Source organism: Caulobacter sp. FV1ye6ST, assembly GCF_058681225.1.
The window spans coordinates 634,880-648,486 of the sequence record NZ_CM178733.1 but is presented as its reverse complement, the minus strand read 5'-3'; the positions used below and the strand labels follow the sequence as shown (position 1 = coordinate 648,486).

Here is a 13,607-nt window from a genome sequence, read left to right as displayed (position 1 = left end):
ACGCCTTCGTTTAATTTTCAGTATTCTATAATTAACAACTCAGATTATTTCACTAACCATTAATAACGTCCAAACCTTGAATTTGAATGATCAGGAAACAACACTCTGTATCAAAATGACACATCTTGAATATCGACGACCGTAACTTGAAGCCCCAACCATCGCCGCCACCAACCTTCCTCGCCTGGGCCAGGGAGCCGGCGCGACGCGGCCGGGCGGGCGTCAGCGACCGGCCAGGTACAGACGGCGCGAGCGATAGTGCTTGGCGATCGCCCGGATGGTCACGATGAAGATGAAACCTCTCCAGAGGTCGGCGAATAGACTGTTGCGGCGACGCATGACGAGACTCCTTGTTTTCCAGATCAACGAAAGAAGGGCCGACCGGCTCCCCGGGAGAGGGAAGGAGCCGGCCGGCCCCTCACTGCCGGTCGCTAAAGATGTGACCGGCCAAGGCCGGGCGGCCTGAACCCGGGAATGGGATCAGCCGTGCAGCTTGATCGCCGTTTCGGCGATGCGGCGGCCCTGGTAGCGGGCGCCGGTCAGCTCGTTCTCGCTGGGCTGACGCGAACCGTCGCCGCCGGCGATGGTGGTGGCGCCGTAGGGGCTGCCGCCGGTGACTTCGTCCAGGGTCATCTGGCCGGCGTGGCCATAGTCCATGCCGACGATGGTCGTGCCGAAGTGCAGCAGGTTGGTGATGATCGAGAACAGCGTCGTTTCCTGGCCGCCATGCTGGGTGGCCGTGGAGGTGAAGGCGCCGGCCACCTTGCCGTGCAGCGCGCCACGCGCCCACAGGCCGCCGGCCTGGTCGAAGAACGCCGCGACCTGCGAGGCCATGCGGCCGAAGCGGGTTGGCGCGCCGACGATGATGGCGTCGTAGTTGGCCAGATCCTCGACAGCCGCGACCGGGGCTTCCTGGTCGAGCTTGAAGTGGGCCCCCTTGGCGATGTCCAGCGGCACGGTTTCCGGCACGCGCTTGATGTCGACGGTCGCGCCGGCTTCGCGCGCGCCCTCGGCGACGGCCTTGGCCATCGTTTCCAGGTGACCGTAAGACGAATAGTAGAGAACCAGAACCTTGGCCATGACGGCGAACCCTCGGTGTCTTGCTTGGCGGAAGCGTCATGCCCCGCCGTTGGCGCGTCTTTTGGCGCCGCTTGGACTTGCGAAACAGCCGAATAAAATCGTCTATTATGTTCGAGATTTTCGATTGGTGAGCCCATGACCACCGAGCCCGGCATTCCCACCCTCGACCAGTTGTCGGTGTTCCTGGCCGTGGTCGAGGCCGGCAGCTTCGCGGGCGCGGCGCGGCGGATGAACCGGGCCAATTCGGTCGTCAGCTACGCCATCGCCAATCTGGAGGCGCAACTGGGCCTGACGCTGTTCGATCGCGACGCGGCCAAGACGCCGGTGCTGACCGAGGCCGGCCGGGTCGTGCTGGCCCAGGCCCGCGTGATCGCCGGCGACGTCGCGTCCCTGCGCGCCCAGGCCAAGGGGCTGATCCAGGGACTGGAGGCCGAGGTCAATCTGGTGCTGGACGTCATGCTGCCCACCGCCCGGGTGGTCGACGCCCTGCGCGCCTTTCGCGAGGCCTTCCCGACCGTGACCCTGCGCCTCTATGTCGAGGGCCTGGGCGCGGTGACCCAGATGGTGCTGGACCGTCGGGCCACGATCGGCGTCGCCGGGCCGCTGGACGTCGTCAACGGCGGCGACGCTCTGGAGACCATAGCGGTCGGCTCGACCTTGCTGATCCCGGTCGCCGCGCCGGACCATCCGCTGGCCGAGGGGCGCAACGCGCCGGGCGCGGCGCGGGGCCATACCCAGCTCGTCTTGACCGACCGCTCGAAGCTGACCGAGGGACGCGACTTCGCCGTCGGCAGCGTCCACACGTGGCGGCTGGCCGACCTGGGCGCCAAGCACCTGCTGCTGAAGGAGGGCTTCGGCTGGGGCAACATGCCCGAACCCATGGTCCGCGAGGACATCGCCGCCGGCCGCCTGAAACGCCTCGTCATGCCGGACCTGAGCGACGCTGTGTACGCGCTGCACGCCATCTATCGCGGCGACACCCCGCCCGGTCCGGCGACGGCCTTCCTGATCGAACGGTTCCAGGGCCAGGCCGATTGAGGCGGCCGCGCCGGACCTAAGACCCGAACACCCTTGCCGAAAAGCCGCGGCGCGGCTGTATTCGCACCTGCTCCAAGGAACACCCCATGCAGATTCCCTATGTCGCCGCCGCCGACCGCTACGCGGCCATGCCCTATCGCCGCACGGGCCGCAGCGGCCTTGATTTGCCGGCGATCTCGCTGGGCCTCTGGCAGAACTTCGGCGGCGCCGACGTGTTCGAGACCGGCCGCGCCATCCTGCGCCGGGCCTTCGACCTGGGGGTCACTCACTTCGACCTGGCCAACAACTACGGCCCGCCCTACGGCTCGGCGGAGGAGAACTTCGGCAAGGTCCTGGGGACCGATTTCAAGGCCCACCGCGACGAACTGGTCATCTCGACCAAGGCCGGCTGGGACATGTGGCCAGGCCCCTACGGCGGCGTAGGCGGATCGCGGAAGTACCTGATCGCCAGCTGCGACCAGAGCCTCAAGCGCATGGGCGTCGACTATGTCGACATCTTCTATTCCCACCGCGTCGACCCCACGACGCCGCTGGAGGAGACCATGGGCGCCCTGGCTCACCTGCACCGCCAGGGCAAGGCGCTGTACGTCGGGATCTCGTCCTACTCCCCGGAGCTGACCCGCCAGGCCCACGCGATCCTCAAGAGCGAGGGCGTGCCGCTGCTGATCCACCAGCCGTCCTACTCGATGGTCAATCGCTGGATCGAGGACGAACTTCTGGAGACGCTGGGCGACCTCGGCGTCGGCTGCATCGCCTTCTCGCCGCTGGCCCAGGGCCTGCTGACCAGCAAGTACCTGAACGGCGTGCCGGCCGACTCCCGCGTGGCCAAGGACGGCTCGTTCGGCGGGCATCTGCTGACGGAGGACAACCTGGATCGGATCAAGGCGCTGAACGCGATCGCGCGGGCGCGCGGCCAGACCCTGGCCCAGATGGCGATCGCCTGGACGTTGCGCGATCCACGCGTCACCTCGGCCCTGATCGGCGCCCGCACCGTCGCCCAGCTCGAGGACTCCCTGGCGGCGCTGAACGCCCCGGCCTTCTCGGCCGAGGAGTTGGCGCGGATAGACCGCCATGCCTCGGAGGGCGGCGTCGATCTGTGGAAGGTGTCCTCGCGATTGGCGACGGGCGACCTGCCGCGGACATAACACCAAAGGTTTAATGTTCCGGCGGCTTGTCGCGGCCTGCAGTTCGCCTAGAGTTCCTGGCGATGGATAAGGGCGCTCACACCCTGCCTGACCAGGCCGACGGCCTGGAACGCCTCACCGAGCGTGAGCGCGAATGCCTTCGGCTAGTCGATCGCCACATGAGCTCCAAGGAGATCGCCCGCGAACTGGGCCTCTCCAAGCACACCGTCGACTGGCACCTGGACAAGGCGCGCCGGCGCCTGGGCGCGGCCGATCGCTACGACGCCGCGCGCCGCGTCTTCGACCGCGCCCATCAGGGGGTCTCGGACCAGAGCCCACATCATCAGGGCCCCGATCAGGGGGGCGCCCCCCCTCCTATCGCATCGGGGTCCGACACGGCTCGGCTAGGCGAACATCCTTCCTCGCGGTCAGTTGGCCGCGTTGAGGAAGGAGTTCCCAGTGAACGAGTTGACACCCCATCAGAAAGACGTGATCGGCCGAGCCACGCATCTGCGCCAGGAAGTGAAGAGCTTCCAGCACGCGTGGCCCCTGCTGAATTCGGCCGAGACCCTGCCTCCGATTACGTGGAGCGAGCTCGAGCGCCAGCTGAAGAGCCTGTCGGTCACCCCGACCGGCGCCTCGATGGTGCACGACCTGGTGGAAGCCACCCGCAAGCAGGCTTCGTTCAAGCCGAGCGAGCTGGTGATGCGGGAGATCCTGTGCATCGCCAGCGCGGTGATGGACGAGACTTTCCTGTCGGATTGCGACTCCTCTTCGCCGGACTCGGAGGCGCTCGACCCAACCGACTGAGCGTCCCCCTCCGACTGGCCTTCATCGCGGCCGTGATGATCGTGACCGCCTTCGCGTTCGGTTCGATCCTGGCGGGGCTCCACGCGCTGCAAAGCCTGATCCCCTAAGACCGACAAGCCCGCGGAGCCGGGCGAATTCATCCCCTTCAATCGTCATCAACATCTGGCAACGCGTCGACACCGTCGGCGCGAGGGAGATTTCCTATGCTCAAGCAACGCCGCCAGGCCGCCGAATCCGTGGCCCAAGCCCTGTTCGCCGCGGAAAAGGCGATCGACGCCGCGATCGCCAGCACGGCGACCCTGGCCGGCCTCATGCCGACCACGCGTCAGGAGGCCAAGCTCTCCGCGATCATCGGCCAGGACGCCATCATGTCGGCCATCAACACCATGCAGGCCCTGGCCGTGGCGCGCGAAGGCATCGTCACCACCCACAAGCACCTGACGGTCGCCCAGCACGATATCGGCCTTTCGGCCGTGTCCTTCGAGGAGGATGGGTTCGGCAAGGCGCCGCCTTTGGCCGGCGCCGCCGGCCGCCTGACCGTCGCCGCCTAGCCCTTCAAGGCCCGACACAAGATCCTCGCCGATCCCGATCGGCGAGGATCATTGCAATCTGGCGGAAAGCCTCCACCCTAACGCGATGGCGCCGCTCAACTCCCTCACGCAATGGTCAAGCCTCGCTGCGTTGCTGATCACGGCCGGTGTGGCGCTGTGGCGTGGCGGCTGGCCTGAACGCCTGGCCGGCGTCGCCATGATCCTGGCCTGGTTCGCGACCGGCTTTCTCTACGACAACCATCAGAAGTTCGGCCCGCAGACCGCCGTGTTCCTGGTGGACCTGGCTCTGATGCTGGTGCTGCTGTTCATCGCGCTGCGATCCAATCGCTGGTGGCCGATGTGGGCTTGCGGCTTCCACGGCCTGAGCCTGATCCTGACGGTCGCCACGCTGGCTGACCCCAAGATCCCCAACCACACCAGCCTGAACGCCGGCGGCGGCGTCTTCAGCTATCTGGCCATGGCCGCGCTGTTGTTCGGCGCCCTCCGCGTCCGCTCCGGGAAGCCCCACGCTCCTGACGCCGCGTCACCGCTGACATAGTCTCGAACGCCTGTTTCACTCCTCCCAACAACAGGAGGATCCCATGGGCGAAGCCTATATCGTGGCGGCCGCGCGGACGGCCGGCGGACGCAAGGGCGGCAAGGTCTCGGGCTGGCATCCGGCCGATCTGGCCGCGACCGTGCTGGACGCCCTGGTGGCGCGTAGCGGCGCCGACCCCGCCCTGATCGAGGACGTGATCATGGGCTGCGTCGGCCAGGTTGGCGAACAGGCCATCAACATCGCCCGCAACGCGGTCCTGGCCTCCAGCCTGCCCGAGAGCGTGCCGGCCACCTCGGTCGACCGCCAGTGCGGCTCGTCGCAGCAGGCCATCCACTTCGCCGCCGCCACCGTGATGTCGGGCGCCATGGACGTGGTCATCGCCGCCGGCGTCGAGAGCATGAGCCGCGTGCCGATGGGGCTGTCCTCGGCCCTGCCCTACAAGAACGGCTTCGGGACCTACAAGAGCCCGCGCATGGAAGAGCGCTATCCGGGCATCCAGTTCAGCCAGTTCGCCGGCGCCGAGATGGTCGCCCGGAAGTACGACCTTTCGCGAGCCGAGCTGGACGCCTACGCGCTGGCGAGCCACCAGCGGGCCATGGCCGCGACCAAGGGCGGAAAGTTCACCGCCGAGATCGTGCCGATCGAGGTCACGCTGCCGGACGGCGCGACCGAGACCCACGCGACCGACGAAGGCATCCGCTGGGACGCCTCCCTGGAGTCGATCGGTTCGGTGAAGCTGCTGACCGAGGACGGCCGGCTGACCGCCGCCACCTCCAGCCAGATCTGCGACGGCGCGGCCGGCGTGATGATCGTCAACGAGCGCGGGCTCAAGGCCTTGGGCGCCACGCCGCTGGCTCGGATCCACAGCATGACCGTGATCGGACACGACCCGGTGATCATGCTGGAAGCTCCGATCCCCGCCACCCAGAAGGCGCTGGAGCGGGCGGGCCTGAAGATCGGCGACATCGACCTCTACGAAGTCAATGAGGCCTTCGCCTCGGTGCCGACCGCCTGGCTGAAGGTCATCGGCGCCGACCCCGACAAGCTGAACGCCCATGGCGGCGCCATCGCCCTTGGGCATCCGCTGGGCGGCTCCGGCGCCAAGCTGATGACGACCCTCGTGCACGCCTTGAAGGACCGCGGCGCGCGCTACGGCCTGCAGACCATGTGCGAGGGCGGCGGCCTGGCCAACGTGACGATCATCGAGCGACTGTAGTTGAATCCTCCCTCTTCAAGAGGGAGGAACCGCTCTTCTTATCGTCTTACGGCAAATTAACTCAGCGACCCGAGGTTTGTCGGCTAGAAGGCCGTCGGGTTCTATTTGTTGCTGGGGGAATTTTCGTGCTGAACGGGATCAATGGGCGCCGCCCGACTCTGAGCGCGCTGGTCTTGGTCCTGGGCGTGAGCGCGATCGCTCTGGCCGGATGCGGGAAAAAGCCGGAGAAAAAGACGCGGGCCGCGCCGAGCGCTTCGGCGACCGTCAGCATCGCCACCGTCTCCAGCCAGCCGATCGCGCGCCAGATCAACGCCACCGGCACGATCTCGCCGTGGGAAGAGGTGCCGGTCGGCGCCGAGACCGGCGGCCTGACCGCTGTCGCCGTCAACGCCGAGGAAGGCCAGACCGTCCGGGCCGGTCAGGTCCTGGTCCAGCTCAACAGCGCGCTGATCAGCGCCCAGCTGCGCCAGCAGGACGCCGCCGTCGCCAGCGCCAAGGCCACCCTGGCCGAGGCCAGCGCCGCCCTCAACCGCGCCAAGGAGCTGCAGGCCAAGGGCTATCTCAGCCAAGCCAGCCTCGACACGGCCACGGCCCGCCAAGGCACCGCCGCCGCCAACCTGGCCGCCGCCGAAGCCGGCCGGGGCGAGACCGCGGCGCGCGTGGCCCAGACCTCGATCCGCGCCCCGGTCGGCGGCCTGATCAGCCGTCGCAGCGTCACCAAGGGCCAGATCGTCAGCGCCGGTTCGGAGCTGTTCCGCATCGTCCGCGACAGCCGCCTGGAGCTGGACGCCGACATCCCCGAGAGCGACCTCGGCGCGGTCAAGGCCGGCATGTCGGCCAAGATCTATTCCGACAAGGTCGGCGAGACGAGCGGCCGCGTCCGGATCGTCACCTCGGAGGTCAACGCCCAGACCCGCATCGGCACGGCGCGCATCGCCCTGTCGTCGATGGGCGGCTTCCGTCCGGGGATGTTCGCCCGCGCCACGATCGACGCCGGCGACCAGCCCGCTCTGGTCGTGCCGTCGGCCTCGGTGCTGTACCGCGAGAACCGCCCCGGCGTGTTCGTGGTCGACGCCGCCAAGAAGGTCCATTTCCGCCGCATCGCCATCCTGGCCACGACGGGCGACCGCGTGGCGGCTACCGGCCTGAACGCCGGCGAGCAGGTCGTGGTCGAAGGCGCGGGCTTCCTGGGCGAGGGCGACCTGGTCCGCGTCGGCGCCGCCGTCAAGACCCCGCGCTGAGGACGACAGACCGATGCGCAACATCTCCTCCTGGGCGATCAAGAACCCGATCCCCGTCATCATGCTGTTCATACTGCTCTGCTTCGCCGGCATCGTCGGCTTCAAGAGCATGCGGATCAACAACAACCCCGACGTCGACCTGCCGTTCGTCGTCGTCACGGCCGTGCGCCCCGGCGCCGCGCCGCAGGAGCTGGAAACCCAGGTCACCCGCCTGATCGAGGACTCGATCGCGGGCCTGGGCCAGGTTCGCCACATCAACTCCACCGTCGTCGACGGCGCCTCGACCACCTTCATCGAGTTCGAACTCGGGGTGGATCACGAGCGCGTCACCAACGATGTGCGCAACGCCATGTCCAACCTGCGCGGCTCCCTGCCCCAGGACATGCAGGAGCCGATCGTCACCCGCGTCGATGTCTCCGGCGGCGCGCTGATCACCTATGTCGTCAAGGCCCCGACCCTGACGCCCGAGCAACGCAGCTGGTTCGTCGACAACGACGTCAGTCGCGCCCTGCTGGCCATCAAGGGCGTGCGCGAGGTCAATCGCCAGGGCGGCGTCAGCCGCGAGATCGAGATCGCGCTGGATCCCGACCGCCTGGCCGCGCGAGGCGTCACGGCCGCCGCCGTCAGCCAGGCCCTGGTGTCCTCGAACGCCGACCTGCCCGGTGGCCGCGTGACCATCTCCGGCGCCGAGCGCGCCATCCGCACCCTGGGCGCGGCCGGTTCGGTGGAGCAACTGCGCGAGACCCGCGTGCCGGTCTCCAGCGGCGGCACCGTGCGCCTGGCCGACCTGGGTCAGGTCACCGACCATTGGGCCGAGCCCCGCTCGCGCGCCCGCTATGACGGCCAGGAAGTCGTCACCTTCAACATGGTCCGCGGTCGCGGCGCGTCGGAGGTGCAGACCGCCGAGAAGATCCGCAAGGCCGTCGAGAAGCTCGACAAGGATCATCCCGAGATCCAGATCGAGGAGATCACCTCGAACGTGAAATACATCGAGGAGAGCTATATCGCCTCGATGGAAGCCCTGATCGTCGGCGCGATCCTGGCGGTGCTGGTCGTGCTGCTGTTCCTGCGCGACTGGCGCGCCACGCTGCTGGCGGCGGTGGCCATCCCGATGTCGCTGTTCCCGACCTTCGCCATCCTGGCGCCGCTGAACCAGTCGCTGAACGGCATCACCTTGCTGGCCCTGTCGCTGACCGTCGGCATCCTGGTCGACGACGCCATCGTCGAGATCGAGAATATCGTCCGCCACATGCGCGGCGGCAAAAGCCCCTATGCGGCGGCGATGGAGGCGGCCGACGAGATCGGCCTGGCCGTCGTTGCCACCACCTTCACCATCGTGGCGGTGTTCGCTCCAGTGGGCTTCATGCCCGGCATCATCGGCCAATTCTTCAAGGCCTTCGCCCTGGCCGCCTGTATCTCGGTGCTATTCTCGCTTGTGGTCGCCCGCCTGCTGACGCCGCTGATGGGCGCCTACATGCTGAAGGCCGACGACAAGCACGAGGACAAGGACCCGGCGTGGATGGGTCCGTACCTGAAGGCGCTGAACTGGGGCCTGCGCAATCGCTGGAAGGTGCTGGCGATGGGCATCCCGATGTTCGTCATCTCGATCCTGCTGGCCACGCGCCTGCCGTTCGAGTTCCAGCCCCAGGTCGATCGCGGTCGCGCCGAGTTCTCGGTCGAGCTGCCGCCCGGCGCCACGCTGGACGAGACCGACGCCATCGTGCAGCGCGTGACCCGCGAACTGCTGGCCCGCAAGGAAGTGGTCAGCGTCTATGCCGCGGTCGGCAGCGACGGCGGCGTCAACAAGGCCAGCCTGACCGCCGATCTGACCGACAAGAAGCAGCGCATCAGCCAGAAGGTGTTCAGCCGCCAGATGGTCGACCAGTTCGCCGCCATCCCCGGCGCGCGGATCGGCTCGGGCAGCAACAACGGCGGCGGTCCATCGAGCGGCGGCAGCTACACCCTGAGCCTGGTCAGCGACAACGGCCCGGCCCTGGAAGCGGCGGCCCGCAAGGTCGAGGCCGAGATGCGCGGCGTCCCGGGCCTGGCCCACGTGGTCAACACCGCCTCGATCGCCCGTCCCGAGATCGTCGTCACGCCCAAGGCCGATCAGGCCGCCCGCGCCGGCGTCTCGGCCGGCGCGATCTCCCAGGCCGTGCGCGTCGCCACCATCGGCGACGTCGACCAGAACCTGCCCAAGTACAATCTGGGTGACCGCCAGGTGCCGATCCGCCTGCGCCTCAGCCAGACCGCGCGCGAGGACATCGCCGTCCTGCAGACCCTGCAGGTGCCGTCGCCCAACGGCCCCGTGCCGCTGAACGCCGTCGCCGACGTGCGCTTCGGCGCCGGCCCCTCGCAGGTCGAGCGCCGCGACCGGGCCCGCGTGGCCACGATCACCGCCGAGCTTGACGGCATCGTCGTCGGCGAGGCCGCCAAGCGCGTCCACGCCCTGCCCTCGGTCAAGAGCCTGCCGAACGGAGTCAAGGAAGTGGCCGCCGGCGACGCCGAGTTCATCCAGGAGATGGTCACCGGCTTCCTGGGCGCGCTGATCACCGGCATCCTGCTGATGTACGTCGTGCTGGTGCTGCTGTTCCGCAGCTTCGCCCACCCGATCACCATCATGGTGGCCCTGCCGTTGGCCATCGGCGGCGCCTTCGGCCTGCTGGTTCTGGCCCACTCCAGCTTCTCGATCTCGACCCTGATCGGGATCCTGATGCTGATGGGCATCGCGGCCAAGAACTCGATCCTGCTGGTCGAGTACGCGATCATGGCCATGAAGGAACACGGCATGGACAAGCGCACGGCGATCATCGACGCCGCGCACAAGCGGGCCCGGCCGATCCTGATGACCACCGTGGCCATGGGCGCGGGCATGCTGCCCACCGCCATCGGCCTCGGCGCGGAAGTCGAGTTCCGGGCCCCCATGGCCATCGCGGTCATCGGCGGCCTGATCACCTCGACCCTGCTGTCGCTGCTCTACATCCCGGTGGTGTTCATCCTGATGGACGGCCTGAAGACGCGCTCCGAGCGCCTGATGGGCCGCCTGTTCGGCAACCACCACCACGTGGCGGCCAAGAAGCCTCACATCGCCGAGTAGAGATCCTCCCCCGCGATGCGGGGGAGGTGGTCCGCGGGGCCGGAGGGGGCGAGCTGGGCCTAAGCCGTGAAGCCCCCCTCCGTCACGGAGTTTATCCTCGGGCCGACTGTGGTCGGTCCCGGGGGTGACAGCTCCCCCGCATCGCGGGCGAGCATCTTGTCCCTAAGCCTTAAGCGCCTGCGCCACCACCGGCGCCAGGCGGTCGGCGATGATCCTGGCCCCGTCGGCATTGGGGTGGATCCCGTCGCGCTGCATGTAGCGGGACACGCCGATCACGCCCGTCAGGAAATCCGGCGCGTAGAACACGCCCTGCTCCCTCGCCAGGTCCGGATAGAGCTGCGTAAAGCGGCGGGCATAGTCGACGCCGAGCAGGCCAGGCGCGCGGACGCCGGCCAGCACCACGCGAATGTTCTTCGACTTCAGGTGCTGGACGATGGCCCGCAGATTGGCCTTGGTCATCGACGGGTCGACGCCCAGGAGCAGGTCGTTGCCGCCCAGGGCCACCACGCAGACCATGCTCTCGGCCGGCACGCGGTCGACGCGCGCCAGGCCGTTGGCGCTGGTGTCGCCCAGCACGCCCAGGTTCCGCACCCGCGACGGCGCGCCCATCCGCTCCAGCGCCGCCTGCAGCCGCGCGGGCATGGAGAGATCCTGCGCCAGGCCCAGACCCGCCGTGATCGAGTCGCCCAGCACCGTGACCACCGGGAGAGCCGGCGGCGGCGCGGGCTTCGCCAGCGGCTTGCCCTTGCGCGTGTCCGCGAACGCGGCGCCCGGCATGGCCAGCGCCACGAGACCGGCCAAGATCCGGCGGCGACCCAGAAGGGACGGATCAAAAGCGGGGGACTGGAACTTCACCATCGACGAACCGTATCAATTACCAGAACAGATCAAACACCCTGCGCGTTGAACGCAGGATGAAGAGGGAAACGTTCAATGCGGCGTCGGTTTCGCGAAATCTTGATCGTCGGCGTGGCGTTGACCGCCCTCGCCGCCTGCGGCCAGAGCAATGGCCAACAGAACAGCGCGGTCGGCTACGGCCCTGACCCGCGACTGCCCAAGCCCAGCAAGAGCCTGATCCCGACCGTCAAGGTCTCCGACGTCGTCGGCTGGCCGGCCGGCGTGACGCCCCGCGCCCCGGCGGGCTTCCAGGTGCGGCCCTTCGCGCAAGGCCTGGACCATCCGCGCTGGCTGCTCGTCCTGCCCAACGGCGACGTGCTGGTCGCCGAGAGCAACAAGCCGGCCAGCAACGACAAGCCCAAGGGTATCAAGGGCTTCTTCGAGACCAAGCTGATGAAGAAAGCCGGGGCCGGCGTGCCCAGCGCCGACCGCATCACCCTGCTGCGCGACGCCGACCACGACGGCGTGGCCGAGATGAAGGTCCCATTCCTGACGGGCCTGCACTCGCCGTTCGGCATGGCCCTGATCGGCGACACCCTCTACGTCGCCAATGCCGACGCCGTCGTCGCCTTCCCCTACACGACCGGCGCGACCCGGATCTCGGCGGCGCCGCGCAAGGTCGCTGACCTGCCGGGCGGGCCGATCAACCACCACTGGACCAAGAACATCATCGCCAGCGCGGACGGCTCCAAGCTCTACGCGAGCGTCGGCTCCAACAGCAATGTCGGCGAGAACGGCATCCCGGCCGAGGAGGGGCGCGCCGCGATCCACGAGATCGACCTCGCCACGGGCCAGCAACGCATCTTCGCCTCGGGCCTGCGCAATCCCGTCGGCCTGTCCTGGAACCCGGCCAATGGCCAGCTGTGGACCAGCGTCAACGAGCGCGACGAACTGGGCAACGACTTGGTCCCCGACTACATGACCTCGGTCCGCGAAGGTGGCTTCTACGGCTGGCCCTACAGCTACTACGGCCGCCACGTCGACAAGCGGGTCAAGGACAAGGACCGCCGCCCCGACCTCGTCGAGCGCGCGATCGTCCCCGACTACGCCCTGGGCGCCCACACCGCCTCGCTGGGCCTGACCTTCTACACGGGCAAGAGCTTCCCTGCCCACTATCGCGGCGGGACCTTCGTGGGTCAGCACGGCTCGTGGAACCGCGATCCGCAGGCGGGCTACAAGGTGGTCTTCGTGCCTTTCATCGACGGCAAGCCCGCCGGCGGGGTCGAGGATTTCCTGACCGGCTTCCTGGACGCCAATGGCAAGGCCCAGGGCCGGCCGGTGGGGGTGACGGTGGACAGCTCGGGCGCGCTGCTGGTGGCCGACGACGTGGGCAACGCGGTGTGGCGGGTCAGCCCGGCGCGGTAGCCAGCTCCGTCTCGGCGCCCTTCACCATCAGCTCCAGCCCGCGCTCGAACAGGCCTTCGTGGCCGCTCGCGCGGTAGTAGGCGATGGCTTCCGACAGCACCGGATAGGCCTTGGCGGCCTCGTCCAGCTGGCTCTGCTCAACAGATCCGTCGGCGGGCGAGGCCTGCTCCTCCAGCACACAGCCGACCACGTAGCGGCTGACGGCGACGAACAGCTGCATGGCCTGGCCTGGCGTGAAGCCCGCCGCGACCAGGAAGGCGGCCTGGACCTCGACGTGCGCCAGATCGCCCGGATCGGCCTCGGTGCCCGCATGGACCCGCGCGCCGTCACGGTAGCTCAAGAGCGCCGTGCGGAAGCTCCTGCCGTTGCGGCGCACGAAGTCCTGCCAGGTCTCGTCCGTCCGGGGCACGCGCGCCTCGTGGGCCCGCGCCAGGATCTCGCCGTTCATGGCGTCCAGCAGGTCGCGCTTGCTCTTGAAATGCCAGTAGAGGGCCGGCTGGCGCACGCCCAGCCGTTCGGCGATGGCGCGCGTGGACAGGGCGTCGACCCCGACCTCGTTCAGCACCTCCAGCGCCGTCTCCAGGATCCGCCGGCGATCGACCTTCATGAAAGTCCTATTCTGAATCATCTTGACCGCGCGGCCGATCCAG

The 13,607-nt window shown here is 68.2% G+C and carries 13 protein-coding genes and 1 pseudogene; 10 read left to right on the top strand and 4 right to left on the bottom strand.

Annotation, left to right across the window (positions count from 1 at the left end; translation table 11 throughout):
• Positions 1 to 480: 480 nt before the first annotated feature.
• Complete coding sequence (gene wrbA / locus ACW175_RS03120; protein ID WP_492103202.1) at positions 481 to 1,080, bottom strand: NAD(P)H:quinone oxidoreductase; 600 nt, start codon at positions 1,078 to 1,080, stop codon at positions 481 to 483.
• Positions 1,081 to 1,215: 135 nt separating this feature from the next.
• Here wrbA and ACW175_RS03115 point away from each other — a divergent pair, with 135 nt between their 5' ends.
• From ACW175_RS03115 to ACW175_RS03105, 3 genes and pseudogenes are all read left to right on the top strand, one after another.
• A complete protein-coding gene (locus ACW175_RS03115; RefSeq protein WP_492103201.1) occupies positions 1,216 to 2,118 on the top strand; it encodes a LysR family transcriptional regulator in 903 nt (300 codons plus the stop codon).
• A gap of 86 nt (positions 2,119 to 2,204) precedes the next feature.
• Positions 2,205 to 3,263, top strand: a complete 1,059-nt coding sequence (mgrA, locus tag ACW175_RS03110) for an L-glyceraldehyde 3-phosphate reductase (protein WP_492103200.1) — start codon at positions 2,205 to 2,207, stop codon at positions 3,261 to 3,263.
• Positions 3,264 to 3,325: 62 nt separating this feature from the next.
• Positions 3,326 to 3,475, top strand: a pseudogene (locus tag ACW175_RS03105) (helix-turn-helix domain-containing protein); the annotation flags it as partial.
• Here the strand turns inward: ACW175_RS03105 and ACW175_RS03100 are convergent.
• On the bottom strand, positions 3,407 to 3,586 hold the full coding sequence (locus ACW175_RS03100; RefSeq protein ID WP_492103199.1) for a hypothetical protein: 180 nt from the start codon (positions 3,584 to 3,586) through the stop codon (positions 3,407 to 3,409). The pseudogene ACW175_RS03105 and the gene ACW175_RS03100 sit on opposite strands and share 69 nt — an antisense overlap.
• 115 nt (positions 3,587 to 3,701) lie before the next feature.
• Here ACW175_RS03100 and ACW175_RS03095 point away from each other — a divergent pair, with 115 nt between their 5' ends.
• The 6 genes from ACW175_RS03095 (at position 3,702) to ACW175_RS03070 (ending at position 10,695) form a co-directional block, all read left to right on the top strand.
• Complete coding sequence (locus ACW175_RS03095; protein WP_492103198.1) at positions 3,702 to 4,052, top strand: hypothetical protein; 351 nt, start codon at positions 3,702 to 3,704, stop codon at positions 4,050 to 4,052.
• Positions 4,053 to 4,255: 203 nt separating this feature from the next.
• Positions 4,256 to 4,603 (top strand): hypothetical protein, encoded by a 348-nt coding sequence (locus tag ACW175_RS03090; protein ID WP_492103197.1) that lies wholly within the window; start codon positions 4,256 to 4,258, stop codon positions 4,601 to 4,603.
• Positions 4,604 to 4,733: 130 nt separating this feature from the next.
• Positions 4,734 to 5,141: a hypothetical protein gene (locus tag ACW175_RS03085; protein WP_492103196.1), complete on the top strand. Its 408-nt coding sequence runs from the start codon at positions 4,734 to 4,736 to the stop codon at positions 5,139 to 5,141.
• A 43-nt stretch (positions 5,142 to 5,184) separates the two neighbouring features.
• Positions 5,185 to 6,357 (top strand): acetyl-CoA C-acetyltransferase, encoded by a 1,173-nt coding sequence (locus tag ACW175_RS03080; RefSeq protein ID WP_492103195.1) that lies wholly within the window; start codon positions 5,185 to 5,187, stop codon positions 6,355 to 6,357.
• A 125-nt stretch (positions 6,358 to 6,482) separates the two neighbouring features.
• Positions 6,483 to 7,598: an efflux RND transporter periplasmic adaptor subunit gene (locus tag ACW175_RS03075; RefSeq protein ID WP_492103194.1), complete on the top strand. Its 1,116-nt coding sequence runs from the start codon at positions 6,483 to 6,485 to the stop codon at positions 7,596 to 7,598.
• 13 nt (positions 7,599 to 7,611) lie between these two features.
• On the top strand, positions 7,612 to 10,695 hold the full coding sequence (locus ACW175_RS03070) for an efflux RND transporter permease subunit (RefSeq protein ID WP_492103193.1): 3,084 nt from the start codon (positions 7,612 to 7,614) through the stop codon (positions 10,693 to 10,695).
• A gap of 162 nt (positions 10,696 to 10,857) precedes the next feature.
• On the opposite strand, the gene ACW175_RS03065 is transcribed toward ACW175_RS03070, so the two are convergent.
• Positions 10,858 to 11,553, bottom strand: coding sequence for an arylesterase (locus tag ACW175_RS03065; RefSeq protein WP_492103192.1), 696 nt, complete (start codon positions 11,551 to 11,553; stop codon positions 10,858 to 10,860).
• A gap of 75 nt (positions 11,554 to 11,628) precedes the next feature.
• Here ACW175_RS03065 and ACW175_RS03060 point away from each other — a divergent pair, with 75 nt between their 5' ends.
• Positions 11,629 to 12,957 (top strand): PQQ-dependent sugar dehydrogenase, encoded by a 1,329-nt coding sequence (locus tag ACW175_RS03060; protein ID WP_492103191.1) that lies wholly within the window; start codon positions 11,629 to 11,631, stop codon positions 12,955 to 12,957.
• Here ACW175_RS03060 and ACW175_RS03055 read toward each other — a convergent pair.
• Positions 12,941 to 13,564, bottom strand: coding sequence for a TetR/AcrR family transcriptional regulator C-terminal domain-containing protein (locus tag ACW175_RS03055; RefSeq protein WP_492103190.1), 624 nt, complete (start codon positions 13,562 to 13,564; stop codon positions 12,941 to 12,943). The two genes, ACW175_RS03060 and ACW175_RS03055, sit on opposite strands and share 17 nt — an antisense overlap.
• Positions 13,565 to 13,607: the final 43 nt, after the last annotated feature.

Excerpts from the sequence above, each read along its gene's own strand:
- wrbA (WP_492103202.1), bottom strand. The coding sequence starts at position 1,080 with ATGGCCAAGGTTCTGGTTCTCTACTATTCGTCTTACGGTCACCTGGAA.
- ACW175_RS03115 (WP_492103201.1), top strand. The coding sequence starts at position 1,216 with ATGACCACCGAGCCCGGCATTCCCACCCTCGACCAGTTGTCGGTGTTC.
- mgrA (WP_492103200.1), top strand. The coding sequence starts at position 2,205 with ATGCAGATTCCCTATGTCGCCGCCGCCGACCGCTACGCGGCCATGCCC.
- ACW175_RS03100 (WP_492103199.1), bottom strand. The coding sequence starts at position 3,586 with ATGATGTGGGCTCTGGTCCGAGACCCCCTGATGGGCGCGGTCGAAGAC.
- ACW175_RS03090 (WP_492103197.1), top strand. The coding sequence starts at position 4,256 with ATGCTCAAGCAACGCCGCCAGGCCGCCGAATCCGTGGCCCAAGCCCTG.
- ACW175_RS03080 (WP_492103195.1), top strand. The coding sequence starts at position 5,185 with ATGGGCGAAGCCTATATCGTGGCGGCCGCGCGGACGGCCGGCGGACGC.
- ACW175_RS03070 (WP_492103193.1), top strand. The coding sequence starts at position 7,612 with ATGCGCAACATCTCCTCCTGGGCGATCAAGAACCCGATCCCCGTCATC.
- ACW175_RS03065 (WP_492103192.1), bottom strand. The coding sequence starts at position 11,553 with ATGGTGAAGTTCCAGTCCCCCGCTTTTGATCCGTCCCTTCTGGGTCGC.
- ACW175_RS03060 (WP_492103191.1), top strand. The coding sequence starts at position 11,629 with ATGCGGCGTCGGTTTCGCGAAATCTTGATCGTCGGCGTGGCGTTGACC.
- ACW175_RS03055 (WP_492103190.1), bottom strand. The coding sequence starts at position 13,564 with ATGAAGGTCGATCGCCGGCGGATCCTGGAGACGGCGCTGGAGGTGCTG.